Annotated in this window: 22 protein-coding genes and 4 pseudogenes; 21 read left to right on the top strand and 5 right to left on the bottom strand. The window is 65.3% G+C overall.

Translation table 11 applies throughout. The features are described from left to right. Positions 1 to 28: 28 nt before the first annotated feature. The 3 genes from ACPFMJ_RS12785 to ACPFMJ_RS12775 are packed head-to-tail and all read left to right on the top strand — an operon-like array spanning position 29 to position 1,585. Entirely contained in the window at positions 29 to 400 is a 372-nt protein-coding gene (locus ACPFMJ_RS12785) for a hypothetical protein (protein WP_424360391.1), read from the top strand. A 33-nt stretch (positions 401 to 433) separates the two neighbouring features. Next, on the top strand, positions 434 to 1,243 hold the full coding sequence (gene fabI, locus ACPFMJ_RS12780; RefSeq protein WP_424360390.1) for an enoyl-ACP reductase FabI: 810 nt from the start codon (positions 434 to 436) through the stop codon (positions 1,241 to 1,243). A gap of 18 nt (positions 1,244 to 1,261) precedes the next feature. Next, positions 1,262 to 1,585: a c-type cytochrome gene (locus tag ACPFMJ_RS12775; protein WP_424360389.1), complete on the top strand. Its 324-nt coding sequence runs from the start codon at positions 1,262 to 1,264 to the stop codon at positions 1,583 to 1,585. Between the two features lie 61 nt (positions 1,586 to 1,646). Here the strand turns inward: ACPFMJ_RS12775 and ACPFMJ_RS12770 are convergent, their stop codons facing one another. After that, on the bottom strand, positions 1,647 to 1,994 hold the full coding sequence (locus ACPFMJ_RS12770; protein WP_424360388.1) for a four-helix bundle copper-binding protein: 348 nt from the start codon (positions 1,992 to 1,994) through the stop codon (positions 1,647 to 1,649). 313 nt (positions 1,995 to 2,307) lie between these two features. On the opposite strand from ACPFMJ_RS12770, the gene ACPFMJ_RS12765 reads away from it, so the two are divergent. The 11 genes and pseudogenes from ACPFMJ_RS12765 (at position 2,308) to phoB (ending at position 12,551) form a co-directional block, all read left to right on the top strand. Then, the gene (locus ACPFMJ_RS12765) at positions 2,308 to 3,159 is read left to right on the top strand and encodes a hypothetical protein (RefSeq protein ID WP_424360387.1); all 852 of its coding nucleotides are present in this window, start codon (positions 2,308 to 2,310) and stop codon (positions 3,157 to 3,159) included. Continuing rightward, on the top strand, positions 3,083 to 4,612 hold the full coding sequence (locus ACPFMJ_RS12760; protein ID WP_424360386.1) for a Y-family DNA polymerase: 1,530 nt from the start codon (positions 3,083 to 3,085) through the stop codon (positions 4,610 to 4,612). Before ACPFMJ_RS12765 ends, ACPFMJ_RS12760 begins: the two co-directional genes overlap by 77 nt. A 203-nt stretch (positions 4,613 to 4,815) precedes the next feature. Continuing rightward, complete coding sequence (locus tag ACPFMJ_RS12755) at positions 4,816 to 5,880, top strand: lysylphosphatidylglycerol synthase domain-containing protein (RefSeq protein ID WP_424360385.1); 1,065 nt, start codon at positions 4,816 to 4,818, stop codon at positions 5,878 to 5,880. A gap of 22 nt (positions 5,881 to 5,902) precedes the next feature. Continuing rightward, complete coding sequence (locus ACPFMJ_RS12750; RefSeq protein WP_424360384.1) at positions 5,903 to 6,970, top strand: ATP-binding protein; 1,068 nt, start codon at positions 5,903 to 5,905, stop codon at positions 6,968 to 6,970. Between the two features lie 99 nt (positions 6,971 to 7,069). After that, positions 7,070 to 7,417, top strand: a complete 348-nt coding sequence (locus ACPFMJ_RS12745; RefSeq protein ID WP_424360383.1) for a hypothetical protein — start codon at positions 7,070 to 7,072, stop codon at positions 7,415 to 7,417. Continuing rightward, a pseudogene (gene pstS, locus ACPFMJ_RS12740) lies at positions 7,362 to 8,294 on the top strand (phosphate ABC transporter substrate-binding protein PstS); the annotation flags it as partial. The gene ACPFMJ_RS12745 and the pseudogene pstS, both read left to right, overlap by 56 nt. Before the next feature lie 166 nt (positions 8,295 to 8,460). Continuing rightward, positions 8,461 to 9,444: pseudogene (gene pstC, locus ACPFMJ_RS12735) on the top strand (phosphate ABC transporter permease subunit PstC). Between the two features lie 9 nt (positions 9,445 to 9,453). Then, a pseudogene (gene pstA / locus ACPFMJ_RS12730) lies at positions 9,454 to 10,274 on the top strand (phosphate ABC transporter permease PstA); the annotation flags it as partial. Positions 10,275 to 10,322: 48 nt separating this feature from the next. Next, positions 10,323 to 11,072, top strand: a pseudogene (gene pstB, locus ACPFMJ_RS12725) (phosphate ABC transporter ATP-binding protein PstB). A gap of 13 nt (positions 11,073 to 11,085) precedes the next feature. Continuing rightward, positions 11,086 to 11,805 (top strand): phosphate signaling complex protein PhoU, encoded by a 720-nt coding sequence (gene phoU, locus ACPFMJ_RS12720; RefSeq protein WP_424360382.1) that lies wholly within the window; start codon positions 11,086 to 11,088, stop codon positions 11,803 to 11,805. Continuing rightward, complete coding sequence (phoB, locus tag ACPFMJ_RS12715) at positions 11,802 to 12,551, top strand: phosphate regulon transcriptional regulator PhoB (protein ID WP_424360381.1); 750 nt, start codon at positions 11,802 to 11,804, stop codon at positions 12,549 to 12,551. The genes phoU and phoB overlap by 4 nt, the downstream gene beginning before the upstream one ends. Before the next feature lie 41 nt (positions 12,552 to 12,592). Here the strand turns inward: phoB and ACPFMJ_RS12710 are convergent, their stop codons facing one another. After that, positions 12,593 to 13,135, bottom strand: a complete 543-nt coding sequence (locus tag ACPFMJ_RS12710) for a GcrA family cell cycle regulator (protein ID WP_424360380.1) — start codon at positions 13,133 to 13,135, stop codon at positions 12,593 to 12,595. Between the two features lie 448 nt (positions 13,136 to 13,583). Between ACPFMJ_RS12710 and ACPFMJ_RS12705 the strand changes: the two genes are divergently transcribed. The 3 genes from ACPFMJ_RS12705 to ACPFMJ_RS12695 are packed head-to-tail and all read left to right on the top strand — an operon-like array spanning position 13,584 to position 16,684. Further along, positions 13,584 to 14,780 carry an aspartate aminotransferase family protein gene (locus ACPFMJ_RS12705; protein ID WP_424363856.1) on the top strand — a complete coding sequence of 399 codons (1,197 nt, stop codon included), beginning with the start codon at positions 13,584 to 13,586 and terminating at the stop codon, positions 14,778 to 14,780. Next, positions 14,781 to 15,725, top strand: coding sequence for an ornithine carbamoyltransferase (gene argF, locus ACPFMJ_RS12700; protein WP_424360379.1), 945 nt, complete (start codon positions 14,781 to 14,783; stop codon positions 15,723 to 15,725). Beyond that, entirely contained in the window at positions 15,725 to 16,684 is a 960-nt protein-coding gene (locus ACPFMJ_RS12695; RefSeq protein ID WP_424360378.1) for an Hsp33 family molecular chaperone, read from the top strand. Before argF ends, ACPFMJ_RS12695 begins: the two co-directional genes overlap by 1 nt. Positions 16,685 to 16,699: 15 nt before the next feature. Here ACPFMJ_RS12695 and ACPFMJ_RS12690 read toward each other — a convergent pair whose 3' ends face one another. The 3 genes from ACPFMJ_RS12690 to ACPFMJ_RS12680 all read right to left on the bottom strand — a co-directional run bounded on the left by ACPFMJ_RS12690 (position 16,700) and on the right by ACPFMJ_RS12680 (position 19,947). Next, on the bottom strand, positions 16,700 to 17,053 hold the full coding sequence (locus ACPFMJ_RS12690; protein ID WP_424360377.1) for a hypothetical protein: 354 nt from the start codon (positions 17,051 to 17,053) through the stop codon (positions 16,700 to 16,702). 106 nt (positions 17,054 to 17,159) lie between these two features. Beyond that, entirely contained in the window at positions 17,160 to 18,347 is a 1,188-nt protein-coding gene (locus ACPFMJ_RS12685; protein ID WP_424360376.1) for a hypothetical protein, read from the bottom strand. Between the two features lie 202 nt (positions 18,348 to 18,549). Further along, positions 18,550 to 19,947 (bottom strand): ATP-binding protein, encoded by a 1,398-nt coding sequence (locus ACPFMJ_RS12680; protein ID WP_424360375.1) that lies wholly within the window; start codon positions 19,945 to 19,947, stop codon positions 18,550 to 18,552. Between the two features lie 66 nt (positions 19,948 to 20,013). Between ACPFMJ_RS12680 and ACPFMJ_RS12675 the strand changes: the two genes are divergently transcribed. The 4 genes from ACPFMJ_RS12675 (at position 20,014) to bfr (ending at position 23,426) form a co-directional block, all read left to right on the top strand. Next, entirely contained in the window at positions 20,014 to 20,709 is a 696-nt protein-coding gene (locus tag ACPFMJ_RS12675) for a fumarylacetoacetate hydrolase family protein (protein ID WP_424360374.1), read from the top strand. Between the two features lie 130 nt (positions 20,710 to 20,839). Beyond that, a complete protein-coding gene (locus tag ACPFMJ_RS12670) occupies positions 20,840 to 22,342 on the top strand; it encodes a pyridoxal phosphate-dependent decarboxylase family protein (protein WP_424360373.1) in 1,503 nt (500 codons plus the stop codon). A gap of 343 nt (positions 22,343 to 22,685) precedes the next feature. Further along, positions 22,686 to 22,922: a (2Fe-2S)-binding protein gene (locus ACPFMJ_RS12665; protein ID WP_424360372.1), complete on the top strand. Its 237-nt coding sequence runs from the start codon at positions 22,686 to 22,688 to the stop codon at positions 22,920 to 22,922. Between the two features lie 24 nt (positions 22,923 to 22,946). Beyond that, positions 22,947 to 23,426: a bacterioferritin gene (gene bfr / locus ACPFMJ_RS12660; RefSeq protein ID WP_424360371.1), complete on the top strand. Its 480-nt coding sequence runs from the start codon at positions 22,947 to 22,949 to the stop codon at positions 23,424 to 23,426. The last annotated feature ends 2 nt before the right edge of the window (positions 23,427 to 23,428 follow it).

Here is a 23,428-nt window from a genome sequence, read left to right as displayed (position 1 = left end):
TCCCGGCATGGCGTTAAGGAAACGCTCCATGACGGGGACGACCACATTGGCGCGCGGATTTATCGTGGCGTTGGCGCTCGTCGCCGCCTCGGGAGCGGCGGCTTTCGAGGGGCGCTATGTCGCGGGCTCGAAGCGCTATGCGCAGGACCTCGTGGTCGCGAAACGCGCCGACGGCCGTTTCGGCGTCAAGGCGGAAGTCGCGACCAGCGGCTGCATGGGAGAATTCGAGGGCGTCGGCGCCCTTGCGGGCGACGCCCTCGTGGCGGAAGCCAAATTTGAGAATGAGACATGCGCGCTCACCCTTCGCCGCACGAAGAAGGGCGTGAGCGTTGAGGAAGACCACTGCCTGCCTTTTCATGGGGCGGCCTGCGAATTCAGCGGCGCTTACCGCAAGCGCTGAGCGGGCCGACGGGCTTTCGAGAGAAAGAATGCGATGACGGTTGCGACTGGTTTGATGCAGGGTAAGCGCGGGCTCGTGATGGGCGTCGCCAACGACCATTCGATCGCCTATGGCATTGCCCGCGTGCTCGCGCGCCATGGGGCGCAGCTCGCCTTCACCTATCAGGGCGAGTCGCTCGGCAAGCGCGTGAAGCCGCTGGCCGAGGAAATGGGCTCGAACCTCGTGCTGCCCTGCGACGTCGAGGACCTTTCGACCGTCGACGCCGTCTTCGCGCGCCTCAAGGAAGAATGGGGCGAGATGGACTTCCTCGTCCACTCCATCGCCTATTCCGACAAGAGCGAGTTGAAGGGTCTCTACGCCGACACCTCGCGCGAGAACTTCATCCGCACTATGGTCATTTCCTGCTTCTCCTTCACGGAGGCCGCGAGGCGCGCCGCCGCGATGATGACGAATGGCGGGTCGATGCTGACGGTGAGCTTCGGCGGCGGAACCCATGTCATGCCGAACTACAATGTCATGGGCGTCGCCAAGGCCGCGCTGGATTCGTCCGTGCGCTATCTCGCCGCCGATTACGGCGATCGCGGCATTCGCGTGAACGCCCTCTCGCCCGGACCGGTCCGCACCATGGCGGGCGCCGGCATCACCGGCGCGCGCGCAATGGGCGCCTTCCAGAAGCAGCACTGCCCGCTGCGGCGAATGATCACGCTCGATGAAATCGGCGGCTCGGCTCTCTATTTCCTGTCTGAGCTTTCCGGCGGCGTCACGGGCGACGTCCATATCGTCGACGCCGGCTACAACATCATGCTTCAGCCGCGCCCGGAGGATTTGAACGGGGGCGAGTAGTTTTAGAAGGAGAGGAAGATGAGACTGGCGTTTCTGTCGACCGTTGCTGTTTTCCTCTCCGCCGCCGCGCCGGCTGTCGCCGCCGGCGCCGATCCGACCGCGGGCGCGCGCCTCGCCAAAGAGACATGCTCGAGCTGCCACGCGGTTGGAGCCGACACGGCGGCGCAGAGTCCCGACTCCAAGGCCCCGCGCTTCATCGACGTGGCGAAGATGCCGTCGACGACCGAACTGTCGCTCAAGGTCTTTCTGCGCTCCTCGCACCGGAACATGCCGAATTTCATCCTCACGCCCGAGGAGATCGACGGGGTGGCGGCTTATATTTTGGGGCTCAATAAGAAGTAGCCGTCCTGACGGCTAGCGGCTGCGTTTAGTCAGCCGCCAGCTTTGCAATCAAAGCCGCGTCTTACGCCGCCATCTTCTGCGCGCTCATCTTGCGGCATTCCTCGGCGCAGCGGCGGCATTCCTCGGCGCATTCCTTCATGTCGGGGAGCGGGTCGCATTCTTTCGCGCAATCTTCGCAGACCTGTGCGCAGAGCAGGCAGGTTTCGCGGGCCTGCGGGGCCTTCATCAGCATCATGTCGGCGGCTTCGCGGCACATATTCGCGCAGGCGATCATGGCGCGGAAGTGCGACGGTTTCACATGGTCGCCGCCCTGTTCGAGGCAGTGCGTCATCGCCATGCCGAAGCACATTTGATAGCAGCGCAGACATTCGTCGATGCAGCTTTGCATCTCCTTCGACATCATATGCATGGCTTTTCCCGCATCTCGACGCCCCGCGCCCCTCGGGGAGCTAGAGCGCGCGTCGAAAAAGTGGACCCGGTTTTTCGGGAAAAGCGCGCTCCAGCTCAAAGCGCGCGTCGAAAAAGTGGACCCGGTTTTTCGGGAAAAGCGCGCTCCAGCTCAAAGCGCGCGTCGAAAAAGTGGACCCTGTTTTCTGCCGAAACGCGCTTCCGGATCAGTCCCGCTCGGGCGCCCGACTCTTTCGCTTGACTCTTTTCCGCGTGAGAACAAATATCGAACGCGCGCTCAGGCGCCTCTCGCCAAAACCAGGATCTTTCAACCGATGTCGCAGGGCGGCTTGTCGGAACGCGTCGGCTTTCTGCGGGCCCGCATCGCCGCCATCGAGGCGCGGGGCGGGGCGTCGCTTCCGGCTGCGCGAGCGCCGGCCACGGGCGATTTTCTCGACACTCTATTTGACGCCGGGGCGTTGGGCGAAGTCTTTCCCGCCCGCCCGCCGGACGCCCCGGCGGCGGCGGCCTTTGCGCTGGCCATGGCGCTGCGCGCCCGTGTGGCGCGGGGCGGCGGGGCGGTCGTCTTCATCGTCGAGGATTTGAGCGCGCGGGAATTCGGCCTGCCCTATGGCCGCGGCCTCGCCGGCGCCGGGCTCGATCTGTCGCGCTTCGCCCTCATGCGCGCGCGCCGTCCGCAGGAGACGCTCTGGGCCATGGAGGAGGCGCTGAAAAGCCCCGCCTGCGCGGCGGTCGTCGCGGAGACCTTCGTCGCCCCCCGCCTTTACGATCTTTCCGCTTCGCGCCGCCTGTTGCTTGCGGCCCGTCGGGGCGGGGGCCTCGGCCTTCTTGCGCCGCAGGGGACGGAGGCCGCGCGCTTTTCCAGCGCCGCCGAATTGCGGGTGGAGGTCGCCGCCGCGCCGCCTGCTCGCCCTCATGCCGAGGAGCCTGCGAAGCAGGCGTCTCGAAGCGCGCGCCCCCCGCTCGCGCCCTCGGCGCCCTTCCGCTGGCGGCTGCGGGTTTTAAAGGCCCGCGCCGGCCTCTTTGGCGAAATCGATCCGTCGCAATGGCGCGACATCGTCTTCGATCCTGACAAAGCAGCGTTCCGTCATGCGTTTCCTGAGCGTTTTCCTGCCGAGGCTGCCGACCGACCGGCTGTTGCGCCGCTGGTCCGGCGCCGCGCCTGAAGTTTTCGCCCTCTACGCCCGCGTGAAGGGAGCGGAGCGGCTGACGGCGGTCGACGCGCGGGCGCAAAAGCTCGGGCTCGTCCCCGGCCTTGCGGTCGCCGACGCCCGCGCCCGCTGTCCGGCTTTGGCGCTGGCCGAGGCCGATCCGCAGGCCGACGCCGCGCTGATCGAGGCGCTCGCCGATTGGAGCCGCCGCTTCACCCCGCTCGCCGCCGCCGATCCGCCGGACGGCGTGCTGCTCGACGTGACCGGCGCCGTGCATCTCTTCGGCGGCGAGGCGGCGCTTCTCGAAGAGGTCGAGTCCCGCCTCCGCCGACTGGGCTTTGCGGCGCGCGCCGCGCTGGCCCCGGGGCCGGCGCTCGCCCGCGCGCTGGCGCGTTTCTCCAATGTGCGGCTCGTTCTGGAGGGGGTGGCGCAGGACCAGCTCGATCAACTCGCCGCGGGACTCCCGATCGACGCGCTGGGGCTCGATCCCGAAACGCTCGCCGCCATGCGCCGCGCCGGCCTGCGCCTTGTGGGCGACCTCCTCTCGCGCCCGCGCGCGCCGCTCGCCGCGCGCTTCGGCCGCGAGGCGCTGACGCGGCTCGACGCGCTGACCTGCCGCATCCGCGATCCCATCTCCCCGCGCTTCGAGGCGCCCGCCTTCATCGCCGAGCGGCGCTTTCCCGACGGGCTGACGCGGCGCGAGGACATCGAGGCGACGCTCGCGCGCCTCGCCGCCGATCTCTGCCCGATGCTGGAGCGCGCGGGCGTCGGCGCGCGGCGGCTGGAGGCCGTCTTCTACCGGGTCGACGGCGCGGTGAAGCGCATCGTCGCCGGGACGAGCCGGCCGCTGCGCGACCCCGCCCGCCTCGCCGCCTTGCTGAGCGAACGGCTTGCGGCGATCGCGGAAGAAGGGCTCGATACGGGCTATGGCTTCGACGTGCTGCGTCTTTGCGCTGCGCAAGTGGAAAGCGCGGCGCCGCCGCAGACTTCTTTCGCTCCACCCCCGCGCGGGGGCGCAGACGATGGGGATCTCGCCGATCTCCTCGACCGTCTGGGCGCCCGGATCGGCCTGCGCCGCGTGCAGCGGCTTCATGCGCAGGCGGCGCATCTGCCGGAATTTGCCGTCGCCGCGGTTCCGGCCGCCTTCGGCGCGGCGCAGGCTTTTCCGCCGCAGGAGGCGGTTCGCCCGTTGCGGCTCTTCGAGCGGCCGGAGCCCATCGAGGCCATCGCGCTCTTTCCCGACGGCCCGCCCTTGCGCTTCCGCTGGCGGCGCGTGCTGCGCGAGGTCGTCGCCTTTGAGGGGCCGGAGCGCATCGCGCCGCCCTGGTGGGGGGGCGAAGAGAGCGGCCTCACCCGCGACTATTTCCATGCGCAGGACAGGGAGGGTCGGATTTTCTGGCTCTTTCGCGAGGGGCTTTACGCCCGCGAGACGGAGACGCCGCGCTGGTTCGTTCACGGCCTCTCCTGAAGACGCGACGTTGGAGGCGCTGCGCCGCGCAGACAAGCGACTCCTCTTTTCGCTGTGCGTTCCGCCGGCGCGCGCTTGACTCACAGCCGCCTTCTCCCAAGCTAGGGAATATTGCGCGTCATGCTAACGTCATGTTTTCGAGACGAAGTCTTATGGCCGCGCCGGCTGTGGAAAGCCGGCTCCGCCACTCATGCGAGCGGTAGATGCAAGAAGACGAGGATCTCGCCATTTCTTCCCAACCCGGACTCCCCGCCGTCGCGCCGCGCAAGAGCTTCTTCGAAACTCTGCAAAGCCGTCTGCCCCATGGCGCAACCCATATTCTGGGCGCATTGGCGAGCCTCGCTCTCTTCGCCGTCGCGGCCTATATCCTCGCGGGCGTCCTCTCCAACATCCGCTACGCCGATCTCGTCGAGGCGCTGAAGGCGACGAGCGGCGCGCAGATTCTCGCCGCGCTGTTCTTCACCGCGCTCTCCTATGTCGCCCTGACGGGCTACGACGTCGCGGCCCTGCGCCAGATCCGTCATTACGCGCCCTATCGCGTCACGGCGCTCGCCTCTTTCGCGAGCTACGCCATCGCCTTCAATCTAGGCTTCCCCGTCGTGACGGGAGCCGCTGTCCGCTACTGGATTTATTCGCGCGTGCAGATGACGGCGTTGCAGGTTGCGAATGTCACCGTCATCACCGGCGTCACCTTCTGGCTCGGCATGACCACGGTCATCGGCTTCACGCTGGTGAAGGCCGCAGAGTCGCTCGCCGCGGTCGATTATCTGCCGGTGGCGATGCATATGGCGCTGGGCGTGCTGACGCTCGCCGGCGTCGCGGGCTACGGCGCCTGGGTTGCGCTGGAGCCGCGCCATATCCGCCTGCGCGGCCATGTGCTGGAGATGCCCGGCGTCGGGTCGACGGCGGCGCAGCTCATCGTCGGCGCCGCCGACCTCTGCGCCGCCGCCGCTGCGCTCTACATGCTCATGCCTTCGGGCGTGCATCTCGATTTCACGGCCTTTCTCGCGGTCTATGTCTTCGCCTGCATTCTCGGCGTCGTAAGCCATGCCCCGGGCGGCATCGGCGTCTTCGAGGCGACAATGCTGCACGCGCTTCCGGGCCCCTCGCAGGAAAGCGTTCTCGCCTCGCTGCTCCTCTTCCGCGTCGTCTATTATTTCCTGCCGTTCATCGTCGCGCTCGCGGTGCTCGGCGCCGACGAGGGCGCGCGTCGCTGGGGCGCGCTGCGGGAAGCCGTCGCGCGTATCGTCGACGAGCGCGCCAACTGATTCATTGATTGAAAGAAAAATCATGCCGCCGCTGAAATGGCCGGCCGAGGACATGCTCGGCCCGGTGATAGACGCCCTGCCGGAACCCGTCTTCGTCATCGACGCGGAGACCCACGCGCTCGCGTTCAACGGACCGGCGCGCGCGCTGGCGCCGGCGCTCGGCGTGGGCGAGCCCATCTTGCGCAGCCTGCGTTCGCCCGACATGCTCGACGCCGCCATGCGCGTTCTCGCCGGCGGCGCGGCGGAGAAGGCGTCCTGGGTCGAGCGCCTGCCGGTCGAGCGCTGGTTCGAGGCGCATATCGCGCCGATCCGCTTCCCCGGCTACGAAACGGCGGCGATGATCAGCCTGCGCGATCTCACCGAGGCGCATCGCGTCGAACGCATGCGCGTCGATTTCGTCGCCAACGCCAGTCATGAATTGCGCACCCCGCTCGCCTCGCTTCTCGGTTTCGTGGAGACGCTGCAGGGACCGGCGAAGAACGATCCCGCCGCGCGCGACAAATTCCTGAGCATCATGCGTGAACAGGCGCAGCGCATGGCGCGGCTCATCGACGATCTGCTCTCCCTGTCGCGCATCGAGCAGCACATGCATGTGCGTCCCGCGGAAAGCGTCGATTTCACCACGCTCGTCATGCATATCGTCGACACGCTCACCCCGATGGCGGAGGAAGACGGCGTTTCGCTCGCCCTCGATCTCGAGCCGAGCGTCATCGTGCCGGGCGATCGCGACGAGCTCGCGCGCATCGTGGAAAATCTGATCGAGAACGCGCTGAAATACGGCCGCAGCGAAGGCGCGGCGAAGCCCGTCGAAATCACGCTCGCAAGGAAGGGAGCCATGGCGGTCTTCTCCGTGCGCGACCACGGGCCCGGCGTCGCGCAGGAGCATATTCCGCGCCTCACCGAGCGCTTCTATCGCGTCGACGCCGGCAAGAGCCGCGCGAAGGGCGGCACCGGACTCGGCCTCGCCATCGTCAAGCATATCGTCCTGCGCCATCGCGGCCGGCTCGCGATCGAGTCCGCTCTGGGCGAGGGATCGCTGTTCCGCGTCAAACTGCCCGCCGCGACGCCCGGCGCGAGCGGCCCGCGCTGAAACGTTAACCTCACATCTGCGCGCGCATGTCCGTTTTCTGGACAGCTTTGCAAGCGCGCCGTAAAAACAGGAAAAACATGCCCTTATAGAGGCGTTTCGATGGTGCGCGTCTTTCTCTTTGTCCTTGCTTTTCTATTCATTTCATCACGCGCTTTCGCCGTCGAGCTCAACGTCATCGAGACCAAGGGCGCCGTGTTCGTCGCCTTGTCGGGAGCCATCGGGCCTCAGGATGCGGACAAGGTGATCGCAGGCCTTGCCGTCGCCGCGGAGAAGCACAAGGGCGACAATAAAGTCGTGGGCCTTTCGCTGAACTCGCCGGGCGGCCTGATCGTCGAGGCGGTCAAGATCGGCGAGTTCGTGAGATCGGCGAAAGCGCCCGTTCTAAGATCTCGACATTTCCGGCGCAGGTGCCACGTTCCCGTATCCGATCTACGCAAAGTGGGCTGACGCCTACAAGAAAGAGACCGGCGTGGGCCTGAACTACCAGTCGATCGGCTCCGGCGGCGGCATCAAGCAGATCAAGGCCGCACCGTCACTTTCGGCGCTTCCGACAAGCCGCTGAAGGGTGAAGAACTCGAGAAGAACGGCCTCGTCCAGTTCCCGACCGTCATGGGCGGCATCGTTCCGGTCGTCAACCTCGACGGCATCAAAGCCAACGAACTCGTTTTCGACGGCCCCTCGATCGCGAAGATCTACCTCGGCGAAATCACCGAGCTGGGACGACGCGGCGATCAAGAAGCTGAACCCGAAGGCGAAGCTCGCCGCGACGCCGATCGTCGTCGTTCACCGTTCGGACGGCTCGGGCACGACGTTCAACTTCACCAACTATCTCTCCAAGGTCTCCGAGGACTGGAAGACGAAGGTGGGCGAAGAATCGGCCGTCGAATGGCCGGTCGGCATCGGCGCCAAGGGCAACGAAGGCGTTGCCAACAACGTCGCCAGACGAAGGGCGCGATCGGCTACGTCGAATACGCCTACGCCAAGCAGAACAAGCTGACCGAACGCCAAGATGATCAACAAAGACGGCAAGGCTGTCGAGCCGGTCATGTCGGCCTTCCAGGCCGCCGCCGCCAGCGCCGATTGGGCGAAGGCGCCGGGTATGGGCGTTACCAGATTCTGACCGGATGAGCCGGGCGCGAAGTCCTGGCCGATCACGGCCGCGACCTTCATCCTGATGCACAAGAAGTCGAAAGACGCCGCCGCTGCGAAGGAAGCCCTCAAGTTCTTCGAGTGGGCCTACGCCAACGGCGACAAGGCTGCTGAAGAACTCGACTACGTTCCGCTTCCCGACAGCGTCGTCGAGCTCATCAAGAAGAGCTGGACGGGCATCGTCGGCGACGACGCGCAAGGCGCGCGGTTCTTTCGAGAACCGCTAAGCTGTCAGCGTGAGCCGAGCGCCGCGTCTGCTGGGGCGGCGGAAGACGCGTTCGGCTCGGCTTAGTGTATAGATTGATGCCCTATTCCTGGTGCGGAGCGAAAACTTGACCTTCATGACAGACGCGAACACGCAGGCGGCGGCAGCCGCGGAGGCCAGACGCAAAGTACTCGAAGGTCTTAAAACGACAGACGCGTTCTTCCGCCTTCTCACCCGTTCCTCCGCCTATCTCGTGCTCATCATTCTGGGCGCCATTTTTGTTTCTTTGGTCCTCGGCGGATATCTCGCGTTCAAAACCTTCGGCGTAAACTTCCTGACGACCGAAGTCTGGAACCCTGTCACTGAGCAGTTTGGCGCTCTCGCTCCGATCTACGGTACGATCGTCACGTCGGCGATCGCCATGCTGGTCGCTGTTCCGATCTCAATCGGCATCGCCATCTTCTTGACCGAACTCTGCCCTTTGGCGCTGCGCCGCCCCATCGGCATCGCCATCGAACTGCTCGCCGGCATCCCGTCGATCATCTACGGCATCTGGGGTTATTCTTCTTCGCGCCCGTGCTGCAGACCTACGTGCAGCCCGGCCTCATCTCGCTCTTTGGCGACGTGCCGGTTCTCTCGTCGCTCTTCGCCGGCCCGCCTTACGGCATCGGCATGCTGACGGCAGGCCTCATCCTCGCGATCATGGTGCTGCCCTTCATCGCCTCCGTCTCGCGCGACGTCTTCGAGACCGTGCCGACCGTGTTGAAGGAGGCCGCCTACGGCATCGGCTGCACGACCTGCGAGGTCGTGCGCCACGTCGTCATTCCCTATACGCGCGTCGGCGTCATCGGCGGCGTCATGCTGGGCCTCGGCCGCGCGCTCGGCGAAACCATGGCCGTGACCTTCGTCATCGGCAACGCTCACAAGATCTTCGCCCTCGATCCTCGCGCCGGGCACGACGATCTCGGCGACGATCGCCAATGAATTCACTGAAGCGGTCGGCGATGTTCTACACCTCATCGCTCATCGCGCTCGGCCTCATCCTCTTCGTCATCACCTTTATCGTCCTCGCGATCGCGCGTTCATGCTGATGCGCATCGAGAAAAAGGCGGGAGCATAATTAGCGTCCATGTGGACATCTACGCCGCGCGCCGAAAGCGCGATCATCGCGCGAGCCTGTGCCTGGGCGGCCGCCGCTTTCGGCCTGACGATCTGGCTCTTTCGTCATCCTCGCTTCGCTGCTGTATCAGGGCCTGAAGGGCCTTTCGCCGGGCGTCTTCACGCAGATGACGCCGCCGCCCGGCAACGACGGCGGTCTCTCAACGCCATCGCCGGCTCGCTGATCATGACGGTCTTCGGCGTCCTGGTCGGAACGCCGATCGGCATCCTCGCCGGCACGTACCTCGCGGAATATGGCCGCTACAGCAAAGTCTCGTCGGTGATCCGCTTCATCAACGACATTCTGCTCAGCGCGCCGTCAATCGTCATCGGCCTGTTCGTCTACGAGGTTTTCGTCCGACCGATGGGGCATTTCTCCGCCATCGCGGGCTCGGTCGCGCTCGCGATCCTCGTCATCCCGACGGTCGCTGCGCACGACGGAGGACATGCTGCTGCTCGTGCCGAACCGCTGCGCGAGGCGGCGGCCGCGCTCGGCGCGCGCGCGCAATCGCTGGTCATTCGCAAAGTCGCCTATCGCGCGGCCAAGGCGGGCATGTCACCGGCGTGCTGCTCGCCGTGGCGCGCGTTTCCGGCGAGACTGCGCCACTGCTCTTCACCGCGCTCAACAATCAGTTCTGGAGCGCCGATCTCAATGCGCCGATGGCGAGCCTGCCGGTCGTCATCTTCCAATTCGCGCTGTCGCCTTACAAGGACTGGCAGCAGCTCGCCTGGACGGGCGCTTTGCTCATCACAGCGCCGTGCTCACGTTCAGTCATCGCGGCACGCGCGCTCTTCGAGGACGCCCAAATGAACGTAATGTCAAAAGACGTCGACGCCGGCTTGACTGAGAAAATATCGGTCCAGGACCTGGAGTTCTACTACGGGCGACGCGCGCCCTGAAGTCGATCTCGTTGCCGCTCTACGCCAACAAGGTCACCGCCTTCATCGGACCCTCGGGTTGCGGCAAGTCCACGCTGCTGCGCGTGCTGAACCGGATGTATGATCTTTATCCCGGCCAGCGCGCCGAGGGTAAGATCTGCTCGACGGCGAGAACATTCTCGATCCGGCGATCGACCTCAACGCGCTGCGCGCGCGCGTCGGCATGGTGTTCCAGAAGCCGACGCCGTTCCCGATGACGATCTACGAGAACATCGCCTTCGGCATTCGCCTCTACGAAAAGCTGTCGCGCGTCGACATGGACGTGCGCGTCGAGCAGGCGCTGCGCGGCGCGCTCTGGGGAAGTGAAAGACAAGCTGCACGCGAGCGGCCTTGCTCTCTCCGGGCGGCCAGCAACAGCGACTGTGCATCGCGCGCAGCGTCGCCGTCAGCCCGAGGTGATTCTCTTCGACGAGCCCTGCTCGGCGCTCGATCCGATCTCGACGGCGAAGGTCGAAGAGCTGATCGACGAACTCGAAGAACGAGTTCACGATCGCCATCGTCACGCACAACATGCAGCAGGCGGTGCGCGTCTCCGACTACACGGCTTTCATGTATCTCGGCGAGCTCGTCGAGTTCGGCGACACGGAAAAGGTTTTCACAAACCCAACGGAAAGTCGGACGCAGGATTACATCACCGGCCGCTTCGGTTGAGGAAGGACGTCTTATGAGCGAACATATCGTCAAATCCTACGACCGCGATCTCGAGGCGCTCGGACGACGCATCTCGGAGATGGGCGGCGTCGCGGAGAAAATGCTCTCCGAGGCCATGGACGCCCTGTCCGGCCTCGACGTGGAGCTCGCCAAGCGCGTCGTCGCGAGTGACGTGCGTCTCGACACGCTTCAGCGCGAGATCGAGGAGGCCGCGGTGCTCACCATTGCGCGTCGCCAGCCGCTCGCTATCGACTTGCGAGAATGCATCGCCGCAATCCGCATCTCCGGAGACATCGAGCGCATCGGCGACCTCGCCAAGAACATCGCCAAGCGCACCCTGAAGATCGCGACGGAAGCGCGCCTGCCGCGCGCCATCGTCGGCCTCAAGTCGATGCACGAAATCGCCGCGACGCAGCTCAAAGACGCGCTCGACGCCTACGCCCTGCGCGACGTCGAGCGGGCGCGCGCCGTCTGGGAGAACGACGCCGATCTCGACGCGCTGGAAGACTCGGTGTTCCGCGACCTTCTCACCTTCATGATGGAAGACCCGCGCAACATCTCCTTTTGCACGCATCTGCTGTTCTGCTCGAAAAATCTCGAGCGCATCGGCGATCATACGACGAACATATCGGAGACCGTCGTCTATCTCGTCACCGGCGAAGCCATGCCGATGGAGCGGCCGAAGGCCAGAACCAACGGCTTCGCGAGCGGCGAGAGCGAGCCCACGACATGAACGAGACCCTGCCCAACCAATCTACCATGCGCGAGGCCAAGAGCGACCGCGCGCCGCGCATCCTCGTCGTCGAGGACGAGATTCCGCTGGCGACGCTGCTCGTCTACAATCTCGAAGCCGAGGGCTATCAGGTCGAGCATGTCGACAATGGCGACGAGGCCGAGCTGCGCATCGCGGAATCGCCGCCGGACCTCGTGCTGCTCGACTGGATGCTGCCCGGCGTCTCCGGCCTCGAAATCTGCCGCCGCCTGCGCGCCCGCGACATTGCGCGAGACATGCCGATCATCATGCTGACGGCGCGCGGCGAAGAGGGAGAGCGCGTGCGCGGCCTCTCGGTCGGCGCGGATGATTATGTCGTGAAGCCCTTCTCGACGCCGGAGCTGATGGCGCGCGTGCGCGCGCTGCTGCGCCGCGCCCGGCCGGAGCGCGTCGCCGCGAAGCTGATCCTCGGGGACATCGATCTCGATCGCGAGACGCGCCGCGTGCGCCGTTCGGGCCGCGAGATCCATCTCGGGCCGACCGAGTTTCGCCTGCTCGAATATTTCATGGAGAAGCCCGGCCGCGTCTTCACCCGCGCGCAGCTTCTCGACAGCGTCTGGGGAATGTCGGCGGAGATCGACGAGCGCACGGTCGACGTTCATGTCGGGCGCCTGCGCAAGGCGCTGATCCGTGGGCGGGAGAAGGACCCGATCCGCACCGTGCGCGGCTCGGGATATTCGTTCGACGAAACATTCGGCCGCGAATAAAGAGCGCTGCGGATTCGCCTCGAACCCGCAGCAGCTTCGCATCACGCGTAACGGGGCGCCTTGAGCTGGTCTCGGGCGCGGCGGCGATCCTGCGCCGGCTGATAGGCGACGCGCGCGTGATGGGCGCAGTAAGGTCCGCCGCCGATCGGCGACTTGCCGCCGCAGAAGCGAAACTCCGGCGTCGTGGGATCGCCCATGGGCCAGCGGCACATGGACTCGCGCAGCTCCATCAGCGTCACGCGCTCGGACATGGGGATCACGACTTCTTCTTCCGGGTTGGCGCGGGCGACGACGACGGTCTGCGGCGCAAAAGCCAGCGCCACATTGCCATGCACGACGTGGCCGCCATTGGCGCGCGGCGCCGGCGCGGAGACGGCGGTCGTCGCCTGGCGCGGGGCCTTGGCGGCGCGCTGACGCGGCGCGCTCGCCGTTTTCGCACGCTCGGCGAGGCCGAGCCGGTGAATCTTGCCGATGACGGCGTTGCGTGTGATGCCGGGACCAAGTTCGGCGGCCACCTGACTTGCGCTGAGGCCGTCGCTCCAGAGTTTGCGCAACAGCTCGACGCGTTCATCGGTCCAAGACATAATTTGACCTCCAGCGGCCGGTTCGAGCGCGGATCTCGAGAGAATCCTCAGCCGTTCGCTGCGCCGGACAGACCAGCGGCGATACGACGCGCACCGAAACACGAGAAGCGCCATACGGGAGAAACGCGCCCGCTCTGGCGAGAAAACTAACGTATTCTTTGAATCACGGGCGAGACTCGCTGGCAAGCAAGACAGGGCGTTCTCAACAGGGTTTGTGCGCGCTTTCCTTGCGACTGTTGCCTTCGCGACTCACTGCGCGGCGATTTTCGAGCAAAACTGCGGCATTCGGCGCGCCGGCGGGGGCGCGCGCGCCTGTTAGGATTTGACCCGATGGGCGCAGGCGCATAAAATCAAAGACGCAAATTGCCGCCCCGACAAAGGGCGGCGCTTTGTTTTTTGGGCTCCGGCGGCAGCGCGGCGGCGCCCTCCTGGGCCTTGGAGCATGATTTTGACTTCTGCGCTCTATCCGACCTATGCGCGGGCCGACGTCGTTTTCACGCGCGGCGAAGGCGCGTGGCTTTTCGCCGAGAATGGCGACCGCTATCTGGATTTCGCCTCGGGCGTCGCCGTCCTGTCTCTGGGACACGACCATCCGCATCTCGTCGCCACGCTCAAGGCCGCGGCGGAAAAGCCCTGGCATCTCTCCAATCTCTTTCAGATCCCGCAGGCCGAGGCCCTGGCCCGGCGTCTCGTCGACGCGACTTTCGCGGACGTCGTCTTCTTTTGTAATTCCGGCGCCGAAGCGGTCGAATGCGCCATCAAGACCGTGCGCAAATATCACGCCGCCAACGGCCAGCCCGAGCGCTATCGCCTCATCACCTTCGAGGGCGCCTTTCACGGGCGCACGCTCGCGACCATCGCGGCAGGCGGAAACCCGAAATATCTCGACGGCTTCGGCGCGCCCATGCCGGGCTTCGACCAGGTTCCCTTCGCCGATCTCGACGCCGTCGAGGCCGCGATCACGGAAGAGACCGCCGGCGTCCTGCTCGAGCCCGTGCAGGGCGAGGGCGGGCTGCGCGTCTTCCCCAAGGAATCTCTTCTCAAGCTTCGCGCGCTCTGCGACGCGCACGGCCTGCTGCTGGCGCTGGACGAGGTTCAATGCGGCGTCGGCCGCACCGGCAAGTTCCTCGCCTGCGAACATGCGGGCGTTCAGCCCGACGTGGTCGCGCTCGCCAAGGGGCTCGGCGGCGGCTTCCCGATCGGCGCCTGTCTCGCCACGCGCGAGGCGGCCAAGGGCATGACGCTCGGCGCGCATGGTTCGACCTTCGGCGGCAATCCGCTCGCGACCGCCGTGGGCGGCGCCGTGCTCGACATCGTGCTCTCCGACGGCTTCATGGCGCGCGTCTCCGCGCTCGGCGGCCTGTTGCGCCAGCGTCTCGCGGAGCTCGAGGACCGCTACCCGAACGTCATCGAGACCGTGCGCGGCGAGGGCCTGATGTTCGGCCTCAAGACGCGCGTTCCCAACGGCGATTTCGCCAATGCGGCGCGCGCGGAAGGGCTTTTGACCGTTCTCGCGGGCGACAATGTCGTGCGCCTCCTGCCGCCGCTCATCATCGACGAGAGTCATATTTCGGAGGCCTTTTCGCGCCTCGACCGGGCATGCGCGCGCATCGCGGCGCCCGCCAAGCAGTTGGGAGCGGCGTAAATGTCCGCGCATTCCATGACGCGGCCGCGTCACTTTCTCGATCTTTGCGACTTCTCCCGCGAGGAGCTTCGCCAGATTCTCGATCTCGCCAAGTCGCTGAAGGCGAAGCGGGTAAAGGGCGCGCCGCCTGCCGAGCGCCCGCTCGCGGGCAAATATCTGGCGATGGTCTTCGACAAGCCCTCGACCCGCACGCGCGTCTCCTTCGACATCGCCATGCGCGATCTCGGCGGCGAGACGATCATGCTCACGGGCGGCGAGATGCAGCTCGGCCGCGGCGAAACCATCGCCGATACGGCCCGCGTGCTGTCGCGCTTCGTCGACGCGGTGATGATCCGCATCCTGTCGCATGACGATTTGACCGCGCTTGCGCGCTACGCGACCGTGCCGGTCATCAACGGCCTCACCAAGCTCTCGCATCCCTGCCAGATCATGGCCGATCTCCTCACCTTCGAGGAGCGCCTCGGCGAGATCGACGGCCGCAGCGTGGCCTGGGTCGGCGACAGCAACAATGTGCTGGCGAGCTGGGTGCACGCCGCCGCGCGCTTCAAGTTCACCATCAATGTCGCGACGCCGGCGGAGCTCGCCCCGCCGCAGAGCCTTATCGACTGGGCCAGGGCCAATGGCGCGGCGATGAACGTCATGCGCGATCCTTGCGCCGCTGTGGCTGGCGTCGACGCCGTGATCACCGATTGCTGGGTCTCGATGGGGGACGCCGACGAGGACTTCCGCCGCCGCGTTCTCGCGCCATATCAGGTCGACGCGAAACTCATGCGCGCCGCCGCCAAGGACGCCATCTTCATGCACTGCCTGCCTGCCCATCGCGGCGAGGAAGTCACCGACGAGGTGATGGACGGGCCGCAATCGGTGGTCTTCGACGAGGCCGAGAACCGGCTCCACGCCCAGAAAGGCGTGCTCGCCTGGTGCCTCGCGCCGGGGATGGCCTGATGCTCGAGGCGCCGAGCCGGCCCGTCTCGCGCGAGGCGAAGGACGATCGCGTCACCCCCTTCGCCGTGGAGGCGCTCGACCTGCGCGGCCGCCTCGTGCGGCTGGGGCCGACCGTGGACGCGGTGCTGAACCATTACGATTATCCGTCGCAGGTCGCGCGGCTCCTTGGCGAAGCCATGGCGCTCGCCGCGCTGCTCGGCTCGATCCTCGAGTCGCATGGCCGATTTCAGCTGCAGACGCGCAGCGACGGCCCCGTGGACATGCTGGTCGTCGATTATGACGCGCCGGGCAAGCTGCGCGGCTTCGCCCGCTTCGACGCCGCACGGCTCGGCGAGATCTTTGATCCAGCGCCGGCGGCGCTGCTCGGGCGCGGCCATCTCGCGCTGACGATCGAGCGCGAGGAGGACGCCGCGCGCTATCAGGGCGTCGTGCCGCTCGAAGGCGAGAGCCTCGCGGAAGCCGCCCATATGTATTTCCGCCAGTCCGAGCAGATCCCCTCCTTCGTGCGCCTCGCCGTCGCGGAGGTCGTCACGCCGCAGGGCCGCAGCTGGCGCGCCGGCGGCCTGCTCCTGCAATATCTGCCGATCGCAGGCTCGCGGGTGCGCGACCTTCATCCGGGCGACGCGCCGGAGGACGGCGAAGGCGTTCCGGAGGCGGAGGACGACGCCTGGACGGAAGGCCAGGCCCTCGCGTCGACGCTCGAAGACCACGAACTCGTCGATCCGTCGCTCTCGGGCGAACGGCTGCTGTTCCGTCTTTTCCACGAGCGCGGGGTGAAGGTTTTCAACGAGCGGCCGCTCGAGGAGTTCTGCCGCTGCTCGACCGAGCGCATCGAGCGCCTGCTGAAAAGCTTCACGCCGCAGGAGCGCGCCGACATGGTCGGAGACGACGGCCGCATCGGCGTCACCTGCGAATTCTGCGCGACGCCCCGAAGTTTCGACCCGTCGGACTTCGACTGAAGCTTTGCGGGCGTTCTATGCCGCGCTGGCCGGCTGAGCGAAGCTCTTGCAGTTGCAGGATCCAAGGCTCCGGCAGGGTGAGAGCTGAAAGTCGCCGTTGAAGATCCGGCCGCCGCGCGCCGCCTCCTTCACCGCGCAGCTCCCGCAGGGGCATTGCTCGATCGAGGCGAGGGCGGTGCTCACCCCGGTGCGGACGACCGCCTGCCCGCGTTCATTGCAAACCCGGATGAAGGCGCCGGGGCTTTCGCCGAGCCTCAGGGCCAGCGCCTCCACGAAGCACCAGATCGCCGCTTCGTTCGGCACATCAATGGTTTCAACCAGCAGGGGCGCTTCGCCGCGACGACAATATTCGAATGTGAAATCGGTCATCCGCCTGTTTCCTGACGTGCAAATTCGTGATCTCCACAACCTAGAAGCACATATCGACGAAAATGTAATGCCGCGGCGCCGCATAGCTTGGCTTTGATGGAATGGACTAAGACCAGCTCATTTCAGAATACAGGATATCCCCGTAATTAAGTGATGTTCTTCGCTCGTCTGACTGCACCTCAATGGTCGTAGACCCGGTGAGAGGAGACACCCGTGCATCAAGTGTATCATGCATTAACTTATCATCTTGAGAGACAGCTTCAATGAGGTCTCGCGTGACGCCCTGGCGTATGCGTAATTTCCGGAATCGAAAGGATGGAGGCAGTTCAAGCTCTAGGACCTTCCCCTCGTAAAGCCGGCGGTTGTGTTGGAAACGTTGGAGCGTTCGCTTCCGCACTTGCTCGGTCGCGCGTGTAGCACGATCTTCCCACGGCGCGTGGAGTCTCTTGAATTCGCTTGGGCGTAATAATTCGCTCTGTCGGTCTACGTCCGGGGGCAGACTGATTTCCATTGCCATTTCATTCAGCCCGATTGATCCGAGCGCTTGGGCAACAGTAAGGCGATTTGCGCTTCTTACCATCTCATCTGCCTGTTGATCTGTTAGCCGCAGTAGCGGATCATCATCGTCAGGGTCGACTATTTTTAGGTGCGAGGATGAGTGCCCGTCTTCGTTTGCAATGAAGAGCGAAGAAGCAAGTTGCTCCCCTTTTATCGACCCAATTAATTGGAGAGCACGTTTTTGTACAACGGCCGTCTTCAAGACGCTGCGCTGGTATTCCCGACCAGATTGCGTACCTTTGCATTCTAGCACATGCCATTTCCCGTAAATATCGTGCATTACGAAGTCCGGCGCTTTGCTCATGCCTACCTTAGCCGTCGATTTATGCTGCCGTCGCAGAAGCCGAGAAAATTGGTTGGCGAAACGACGACCGTCCACAATATGGGTGAATGGTCCCAATTTGTTGGAAAGCCAATGGGTGGCTATCGCCACACCAAAATCGTCACTGAGGATTCCCTTCTGATGTGGATCAAGATCAGAGAAATCCATTGTGACGCGCAGGTCATTAGACGATGCAACTGCAAGATAATACCTGAGCCAACCCCAAAAGAGTGCCGGCGAAGCAGGAGAAAGAATATTCGGCATGGTGAGAGTGCCGAGCATGTGCAAGGCTTGCCCCACGTCAATAGAATTCCATCCTGACGCACCGGTGAGTTGGGGCGGCAAGCGCTTTCCAGGCCAAGTTTTCTCATCAACCTGAATCAGCAGGTTTCGAACTAGGAATGAGGAATGCAAAGGGTTCCCGCCAGCCTAAAAATGCGCTGATATTGCAAATCTAGGATCTACTCAAATTGTCTCAGACCGGCAACCACTAGCTTGCTAAAGTGTGTAGCTCATTTACAGCCGGCTCAGGATCATGAGTCTTATGGCCCAAATGGAATAGAAACGCTGGGGCTTTGTGGCATTCTAAGCCGCTCAAGTTTCAACTGCAAAAGTATCAGCTCAATTGCCAGCCTATGGCAGCCGCGAAAAGCGTAATTCGCGTTCCCTTGCCCGGCGCGCTCTCGACGTCGAGCGTCGCCCCGGCCAACGCGGCGCGCTCGCGCATGCCGGCGACCCCGAAATGACCCGGCGTCGGCGCCTGCGGATCGAAGCCCGCGCCGTCGTCCTCGACGACGAGACGCGGGCCCGTTTCGTCGAAGGCGAGCGTGACGCGCACGCGCCTTGCGCCGGCGTGCAGCTCGATATTGCGCAGCGCCTCGCGTAGCACGGCGGCGAAGAGCGTCGCCGTCTCTGACGCGAGAGGCGCGCCATCGGCAATGTCGAGCGTCGTCTCGACGTCGCTCCAGCGCGCGCTGAATTCCGCCGCGATGGCGCGAAGGTCCGCATCCTCGCGCCGCGCCGCGCGCGTCTGGGCGATGGCCTCGCGGGCCTCCCACAATCCCTGCCGCGCCTGGGCGTCCAGCTCGGCGAGGGCGGCTTTCGCCTCCGGGTCGTTCGTCTTCTTGGCGATGAGGCGCGCCTCGGCGATCATCGTCACGATGGAGCGCACCAGCGTGTCGTGGAGGTCGTGGGCGATGCGCAGCCGCTCCCGAGCGACGGCGGCCGCGCGGGCCTCCTCCTGCGCTTTCTCGCGCGCGATGCGCAGTTGCCGCTCGGCCGTGACGTCGCGGCCGACAGCCTGAAACTCCCCGCCGCCTTCGGGCCCGAGAAAATTCACGTCCCAGGCGAGCCAGGCGGCGCGGCCCTTCGCGTCGCGCGCGGATTGCTCGAAGGAGGCGCGCTCCTCGGCGGCCCGCTCCAGCGGCCAGGGGGCGCCGTCGGCGGGAAAGAGGGCGTCGAGGGTGAGCCCCGCGAGCCCGTCCTGCGGACGCCCCAGGAAAAGCGCCGCCGCGCGATTGGCGAAGACGATCCGCCGGTCCGGTCCGAAACGCAGGACGAGATTGTCGGCCGTTTCGACGATGTCGCGATAGAGCGCGTCGGCGACCCGAAGCCGCGCGGCGGCGGCGTCCGCCTGCTGACGCAATATCTGCTTCTCGCGCCGGTCGGAGGCCATCAGACGTTCGATCTGTTCGCCGGCGTGATCCGGCGCGGTGACGACGACATAGGTGCGCGATTGCGGATTCCAGGAAATTGAAATGGTGACGCGCGGCCCGTCGACGCTCGCGCGCACCGAGGGGAGGACCATCTCGCCGCCGCGTTCGCGCAGCTCGGCGAAATTCGCCTCCATATGCGTCAGGAAGGGCGCGTCGCAGGCGGGTGCGCCCGCTGGCGGCGCCCATTCCGAGAGCGCGCCGAGGCGGGTCGTGACGATGAGGCGTTCGTCGAAGATCGCCAGCCCAAGCTGGCCGCGATCCAGCGCCTCTTCAAAAATTCCCTGATCGGGCAACGGCATGTGAAAACAATAGCGAAAACGACCAGCAACAATCTATATGCGTTTTCGCCATCTAGAGAGTTTCCAATGTCACAGGACTTCGTTTTCCCGCCGTCCCCCATCCCCTCGGTCGCCGTCGCCGGGGACACGCGCCGCTTTCCCGTGAGGCGGATTTTCTGCGTCGCCCTGAACTACGCGGAGCATGCGCGCGAGATGGGAAAGGAGCCGGGCGCCGAGCCGCCTTTCTTCTTCACCAAGCCTGCCGACGCCGTTGTCGCGGACGGCGCGACGATCCCGTTTCCGAGCCTGACCAAGAATCTCCACCATGAGATCGAGCTGGTCGCGGCCTTGCGGTCGGGCGGCCAAAACATCCCGCCCGAGTGCGCGCTCGATTGCGTCTATGGCTACGCCGCCGGGATCGACCTCACCCGCCGCGACATGCAGACCGCCGCGCGCAATTCGGGGAAGCCCTGGGATTTCTCGAAAGGCTTCGACAATTCCGCGCCCATCGGCGCGATCCGCCGGGCCGCAGAAATCGGCCATCCGGCGAAAGGGCGCATCGCGCTCTCGGTCAACGGGGCGCTGCGCCAGCAGGGCGACCTCTCCGACATGATCTCGAGCCTGCCGCAGATCATCGCGGCGATTTCGACCTATGTGGCGCTGGCGCCGGGCGATCTCATCTTCACCGGCACGCCCTCGGGCGTCGGCGCGATGCAGCCGGGAGACCGGGCGACGGGCGAGATCGAGGGCGTGGGGTCGGTCGGCTTCGCCTTCGCCGGGTGAACCGAGGCCCCGGCGAGGTTGCGCAAAGCGGCCAAAGGCGGCTATTTGGCTTCGCCGTTGAAACGCCGGGAGACGCGCGGCGCATGCCCCATCTGACCGCCTTCGCGCCCGCCCCTGCGAGCGTCGCTTCATGACCAAGCCGGTCGATCTCGACCCCGAGGACTGGGACGCTTTCCGCGCCGAGAGCCACCGCGCGCTCGATCTGATGATCGACTATCTGCGGGGCCTGCGCGAGCGTCCGGTCTGGATTCCGCCGAGCGAGGAGGCGAAGGCTCGCTTCGAGCGCGACCTGCCGCAGGAGGGGCGCGAACTCTCCGACGTGCTCGCGGATTTCGACCGCTACATCAAGCCCTTCGCCACCGGCAACATCCATCCCATGTTCATGGGCTGGGTGCAGGGGGCGGGCACGCCGGTCGGCATGGTCGCGGAGATCCTCGCCGCCGGCATGAACTCCAATTGCGGCGGCCGCAATCACATCGCCATCGACGTCGAGCGTCAGATCGCGAAGTGGATGGCGCAGGCCTTCGGCTTCCCGGCGGACGCGTCCGGCATTTTCGTCACCGGCACGTCCATGGCGAATTTCCTGTCGCTCCTCGTCGCGCGCGACCAGGCTTATGGCGACAAGGACGTTCGCCTGAATGGCCTTTGCGCCAAAGAGGGCCAGCTCATCGCCTATACGTCGCGCGAGGCGCATAACTGCGTGCGGCAGGCCATGGAGCTCGCGGGCCTCGGCGCCCGGCATTTGCGGCTCATCCCGTCGGACGAAAACCGCCGCATCAAGATCAGCGCCCTGCGCCACGCCATCTCGGCGGACCGCGCCGCGGGCTTCCGGCCCTTCCTCGTCGTCGGCACGGCCGGGACGGTGGACACCGGCGCGGTCGATCCGCTCGACCGCCTCGCCGACGTCGCCCATAGCGAAGACATGTGGTTCCATGTCGACGGCGCCTTCGGCGCGCTGGCGGCGCTCTCGCCGCAGCTCAAGCCCTTGGTGAAGGGGCTGGAGCGGGCGGATTCCATCGCCTTCGACTTCCATAAATGGCTGCATGTGCCTTACGACGCGGGCTTCTTTCTGGTCCGGGACCCGCAGGCGCATCGGCGCGCCTTCGCCGCCAACGCCGCCTATCTCTCCCGCGCCCCGCGCGGCCTCGCGGCGGGCGACACCTGGCCCTGCGATCTCGGCCCCGATCTCTCGCGCGGCTTTCGCGCGCTCAAGGCGTGGATGACCATCGAGACCTTCGGCGCAAAGAAGCTCGCCCAATGCATCGAGCAATGCTGCCGCATGGCCAAGCGCCTCGAATCCTGGATCGAAGCGTCCGACAGTTTCGCCATGCGCGCCCCGGTCGCGCTCAACATCGTCTGCTTCGGCGTGAAGGGCGACGCCGACGGCTCGCTCGCCCGCGAGATCGTGATGGAGCTGCACGAGCGCGGCGAGGCGGCGCCGTCGCTGACCATCCTCGACGGCGTCCCGGCCATTCGCGCGGCGATCATCAATCACCGCACCCACGAGGAAGACATCGACGCCTTCACCGTCTTCCTCGACGCCGCGCTGCGCCGCGCCCGCAAGGAGCCGCACGAATTCGGCGCGCTGGTGGAGCCGCACGGGCCTGGGAAGACGCGGTTGTCCGAAGACTGACGCCGAAGGCCGGGCTCATCCCCGCGCATTTTCGAAGCCGCGACGTTCTGACGCTTTAAGGCCGCGTTTGGGCGCGCCGTCGCCTGCGCAGCATCAAACCGGTTCGACTCGCCGCCACGGCGGGAATTGGCAGCGCCTTGGCCGCACTGCCTTTTCTTCGCCGACCCATTGCCCTGCGTGGAAGAGTTCCAAAATCAAGATTGGCGGCATGCCGCTTGCGACGTTCCACGTGACAGCCGGCGCGATGTCGGAAATCCGACAAAGGCCGGTTGCAAAATGGGGGGAAGGATGTAACCTACTGATGTCAAAGGTAGTTTGCAATCTTTCCAAACTAGGCGAAGCAATGATCGTCTGTTCCTGCAACGTCATCTCCGACCGCGATGTGCGCGAGACCGTCACCACGAGACCGGACCGTCCGTCCGTCGCCTCGGTCTTCCGCAACATGGGATGCGAGGCGAAATGCGGCCGCTGCGTTCGCAGCATTGTCGCGATCGTCGACCAGCATTCCGCGGCAAGGCTGGACGAAAGCGGCGGAAACGGCGATTGTGATAGCTGCCGCGCCGACGGCTTGGCGGCGTGATCATCATGATGGAAAGGATTGCACATGCGCGGCGACGCGAAGGTTATCGAATATCTTAATCGCGGACTGCGTGCAGAGCTGACGGCGGTCAACCAGTATTGGCTTCACTATCGCATCTTTGACAATTGGGGCTTCAAGGAGCTCGCCGAGAAGTGGCGCAAGGAGTCCATCGAGGAGATGCGCCACGCGGATGATTTCACCGCGCGCATCCTGTTCCTCGAAGGCTTCCCCAACATGCAGGTGCTCGATCCGCTGCGCATCGGCCAGACGGTCGAGGAAATCATCGCCGCCGATCTCGCGACCGAAATCGACGCCCGCGCCTTGTATATCGAGGCGGCTGTTTACTGCGACTCGATCAATGATCGCGTGTCGATGCAGCTCTTCGAGCGCATCGTGAAGAGCGAGGAGGAGCATATCGACTTCCTCGAGACGCAGCAGGAACTGATCAAGCAGCTGGGCGTCCAGCTCTACAGCCAGAAGCACATGGGCGAATTGTCCTCCTGATC

The organism is Methylocystis parvus, assembly GCF_049675845.1.
Taxonomy (GTDB): Bacteria; Pseudomonadota; Alphaproteobacteria; order Rhizobiales; family Beijerinckiaceae; genus Methylocystis; species Methylocystis parvus_A.
This window is presented reverse-complemented; position numbering and strand designations above follow the sequence as displayed.

What these genes read in the sequence shown, in the direction of transcription:
- ACPFMJ_RS12785 (WP_424360391.1), top strand. Translation starts at nt 29, where the DNA reads ATGACGGGGACGACCACATTGGCGCGCGGATTTATCGTGGCGTTGGCG.
- fabI (WP_424360390.1), top strand. Translation starts at nt 434, where the DNA reads ATGACGGTTGCGACTGGTTTGATGCAGGGTAAGCGCGGGCTCGTGATG.
- ACPFMJ_RS12775 (WP_424360389.1), top strand. Translation starts at nt 1,262, where the DNA reads ATGAGACTGGCGTTTCTGTCGACCGTTGCTGTTTTCCTCTCCGCCGCC.
- ACPFMJ_RS12770 (WP_424360388.1), bottom strand. Translation starts at nt 1,994, where the DNA reads ATGCATATGATGTCGAAGGAGATGCAAAGCTGCATCGACGAATGTCTG.
- ACPFMJ_RS12765 (WP_424360387.1), top strand. Translation starts at nt 2,308, where the DNA reads ATGTCGCAGGGCGGCTTGTCGGAACGCGTCGGCTTTCTGCGGGCCCGC.
- ACPFMJ_RS12760 (WP_424360386.1), top strand. Translation starts at nt 3,083, where the DNA reads ATGCGTTTCCTGAGCGTTTTCCTGCCGAGGCTGCCGACCGACCGGCTG.
- ACPFMJ_RS12755 (WP_424360385.1), top strand. Translation starts at nt 4,816, where the DNA reads ATGCAAGAAGACGAGGATCTCGCCATTTCTTCCCAACCCGGACTCCCC.
- ACPFMJ_RS12750 (WP_424360384.1), top strand. Translation starts at nt 5,903, where the DNA reads ATGCCGCCGCTGAAATGGCCGGCCGAGGACATGCTCGGCCCGGTGATA.
- ACPFMJ_RS12745 (WP_424360383.1), top strand. Translation starts at nt 7,070, where the DNA reads ATGGTGCGCGTCTTTCTCTTTGTCCTTGCTTTTCTATTCATTTCATCA.
- phoU (WP_424360382.1), top strand. Translation starts at nt 11,086, where the DNA reads ATGAGCGAACATATCGTCAAATCCTACGACCGCGATCTCGAGGCGCTC.
- phoB (WP_424360381.1), top strand. Translation starts at nt 11,802, where the DNA reads ATGAACGAGACCCTGCCCAACCAATCTACCATGCGCGAGGCCAAGAGC.
- ACPFMJ_RS12710 (WP_424360380.1), bottom strand. Translation starts at nt 13,135, where the DNA reads ATGTCTTGGACCGATGAACGCGTCGAGCTGTTGCGCAAACTCTGGAGC.
- argF (WP_424360379.1), top strand. Translation starts at nt 14,781, where the DNA reads ATGTCCGCGCATTCCATGACGCGGCCGCGTCACTTTCTCGATCTTTGC.
- ACPFMJ_RS12695 (WP_424360378.1), top strand. Translation starts at nt 15,725, where the DNA reads ATGCTCGAGGCGCCGAGCCGGCCCGTCTCGCGCGAGGCGAAGGACGAT.
- ACPFMJ_RS12690 (WP_424360377.1), bottom strand. Translation starts at nt 17,053, where the DNA reads ATGACCGATTTCACATTCGAATATTGTCGTCGCGGCGAAGCGCCCCTG.
- ACPFMJ_RS12680 (WP_424360375.1), bottom strand. Translation starts at nt 19,947, where the DNA reads ATGCCGTTGCCCGATCAGGGAATTTTTGAAGAGGCGCTGGATCGCGGC.
- ACPFMJ_RS12675 (WP_424360374.1), top strand. Translation starts at nt 20,014, where the DNA reads ATGTCACAGGACTTCGTTTTCCCGCCGTCCCCCATCCCCTCGGTCGCC.
- ACPFMJ_RS12670 (WP_424360373.1), top strand. Translation starts at nt 20,840, where the DNA reads ATGACCAAGCCGGTCGATCTCGACCCCGAGGACTGGGACGCTTTCCGC.
- ACPFMJ_RS12665 (WP_424360372.1), top strand. Translation starts at nt 22,686, where the DNA reads ATGATCGTCTGTTCCTGCAACGTCATCTCCGACCGCGATGTGCGCGAG.
- bfr (WP_424360371.1), top strand. Translation starts at nt 22,947, where the DNA reads ATGCGCGGCGACGCGAAGGTTATCGAATATCTTAATCGCGGACTGCGT.